Here is a 3,010-nt window from a genome sequence, read left to right as displayed (position 1 = left end):
TGTATGGAGATTTCACCGGAGTGAATGAAGGAGAAGTTAGTAAGGGCACACGGTGGATGCCTTGGCGCCAGGAGCCGAAGAAGGACGGGGCGAACACCGATATGCCCCGGGGAGCCGTAAGCAGGCATTGATCCGGGGATTTCCGAATGGGGCAACCCACCAGCGTGAACCGCTGGTACACCTACCTGAATCCATAGGGTAGGATGAGGCAGACCAGGGGAACTGAAACATCTAAGTACCCTGAGGAAGAGAAAGCAAACGCGATTCCCTGAGTAGCGGCGAGCGAAACGGGAGCAGCCTAAACCAATTGGCTTTTGCCAGTTGGGGTTGTAGGGCGTCTCACATGGAGTTACAAAGGCAATGGGTAAATGAAGTGGCCTGGAAAGGCCGGCCATAGAAGGTAACAGCCCTGTAATTGAAACCGATTGCCCTCCGAGACGGACCCTGAGTACCGCGGGACACGAGAAATCCCGTGGGAATCCGGGAGGACCACCTCCCAAGGCTAAATACTTCCTGGCGACCGATAGTGAACCAGTACCGTGAGGGAAAGGTGAAAAGCACCCCGGAAGGGGAGTGAAATAGAACCTGAAACCGTGTGCTTACAAGCAGTCGGAGCCTCCCTAGAGGGGTGACGGCGTGCCTTTTGTAGAATGAACCGGCGAGTGACGGTGCCGTGCAAGGTTAAGGTGAGAAGCTGGAGCCGTAGCGAAAGCGAGTCTGAATAGGGCGTGTAGTACGTCGCCGTCGACCCGAAACCGAGTGATCTACCCATGTCCAGGGTGAAGCTAAGGTAAGACTTAGTGGAGGCCCGAACCCACTGATGTTGAAAAATCAGGGGATGAGGTGTGGGTAGTGGTGAAATGCTAATCGAACTCGGAGATAGCTGGTTCTCCCCGAAATAGCTTTAGGGCTAGCCTCGGATGAAAAAGTCATGGAGGTAGAGCACTGATTGGGCTAGGGGCCCTTCCCGGGTTACCGAACTCAGTCAAACTCCGAATGCCATAGACTTGTTAACCGGGAGTCAGACTGCGGGTGCTAAGATTCGTAGTCGAAAGGGAAACAGCCCAGACCACCAGCTAAGGTCCCCAAGTGTGTGTTAAGTGGGAAAGGATGTGGAGTCGCTTAGACAACCAGGATGTTGGCTTAGAAGCAGCCATCATTTAAAGAGTGCGTAATAGCTCACTGGTCCAGGGACTCTGCGCCGAAAATGTAACGGGGCTAAACACACCACCGAAGCTGTGGATGTCGTAAGACATGGTAGGGGAGCGTTCTCTTCAGCGGTGAAGTCGTTTCGTGAGAAACGGTGGAGCGGAGAGAAGTGAGAATGCCGGTATGAGTAACGAAAAGAAGGGTGAGAATCCCTTCCGCCGTAAGCCTAAGGTTTCCTGAGGAAGGTTCGTCCGCTCAGGGTAAGTCGGGACCTAAGCCGAGGCAGAAATGCGTAGGCGATGGACAACAGGTTGATATTCCTGTACCACCAAACCACCGTTTGAGTGATGGGGGGACGCAGGAGGGTAGGAGAGCGCACGATTGGATGTGCGTCCAAGCGGAGAGGCTGAAGAGAGAGGTAAATCCCTTTCTTCTCAAGGCTGGGCCGTGATGGCGAGGGAAATTTTAGTACCGAAGTCTTTGATCTCACACTGCCAAGAAAAGCCTCTAGCGAGGTGGAAGGTGCCCGTACCGTAAACCGACACAGGTAGGCGAGGAGAGAATCCTCAGGCGCGCGGGAAAACTCTCGTTAAGGAACTCGGCAAAATGACCCCGTAACTTCGGGAGAAGGGGTGCCCCGGTAGAGTCTTTTGGCTCGAGGGGGCCGCAGTGAATAGGCCCAAGCGACTGTTTAGCAAAAACACAGGTCTCTGCGAAGCCGTAAGGCGAAGTATAGGGGCTGACGCCTGCCCGGTGCTGGAAGGTTAAGGGGAAGGGTTAGCGCAAGCGAAGCTCTGAACCGAAGCCCCAGTAAACGGCGGCCGTAACTATAACGGTCCTAAGGTAGCGAAATTCCTTGTCGGGTAAGTTCCGACCCGCACGAAAGGCGTAACGACTTGGGCGCTGTCTCAACGAGAGACCCGGTGAAATTGTAGTACCCGTGAAGATGCGGGTTACCCGCGACAGGACGGAAAGACCCCGTGGAGCTTTACTGTAGCTTGATATTGAATTTTGGTACGATCTGTACAGGATAGGTGGGAGCCTAAGAAACCGGGCCGCTAGGTTCGGAGGAGGCAATGGTGGGATACCACCCTGATCGTGCTGGAATTCTAACCGACATCCGTGATCCGGATGCGGGACCGTGTCAGGTGGGCAGTTTGACTGGGGCGGTCGCCTCCTAAAGAGTAACGGAGGCGCCCCAAGGTTCCCTCAGCGCGGTTGGAAATCGCGCATAAGAGTGCAAAGGCAGAAGGGAGCTTGACTGCGAGACATACAGGTCGAGCAGGGACGAAAGTCGGGCTTAGTGATCCGGTGGTACCGAGTGGAAGGGCCATCGCTCAACGGATAAAAGCTACCCCGGGGATAACAGGCTAATCTCCCCCAAGAGTCCACATCGACGGGGAGGTTTGGCACCTCGATGTCGGCTCGTCGCATCCTGGGGCTGAAGTAGGTCCCAAGGGTTGGGCTGTTCGCCCATTAAAGCGGCACGCGAGCTGGGTTCAGAACGTCGTGAGACAGTTCGGTCCCTATCCGTCGTGGGCGCAGGAAATTTGAGAGGAGCCATCCTTAGTACGAGAGGACCGGGATGGACACACCGCTGGTGTACCAGTTGTGTCGCCAGATGCATCGCTGGGTAGCCAAGTGTGGAAGGGATAAGCGCTGAAAGCATCTAAGCGCGAAGCCCCCCTCAAGATAAGATTTCCCATTCCCTAGTGGAAGTAAGACCCCTTGTAGATGACGAGGTAGATCGGTCTGAGGTGTAAGCACAGCAATGTGTTCAGCTGACAGATACGAATCGGTCGAGGACTTCTCCTGGATTCATTCCAACCTTACTCCATTCCGGTTTTCAGGGTGTATCACC

General features: G+C 54.9%; 1 rRNA gene. It reads left to right on the top strand.

What is annotated here, in order from left to right:
- Nucleotides 1–29: 29 nt before the first annotated feature.
- Nucleotides 30–2,964, top strand: a 23S ribosomal RNA gene (locus BLV90_RS15765).
- Nucleotides 2,965–3,010: the final 46 nt, after the last annotated feature.

Source organism: Marininema mesophilum (assembly GCF_900106775.1).
In the GTDB taxonomy this organism is placed as follows: Bacteria; Bacillota; Bacilli; order Thermoactinomycetales; family DSM-45169; genus Marininema; species Marininema mesophilum.
Note: the sequence above shows the minus strand (reverse complement) of the source record. Positions and strands in the feature narration are given on the sequence as shown.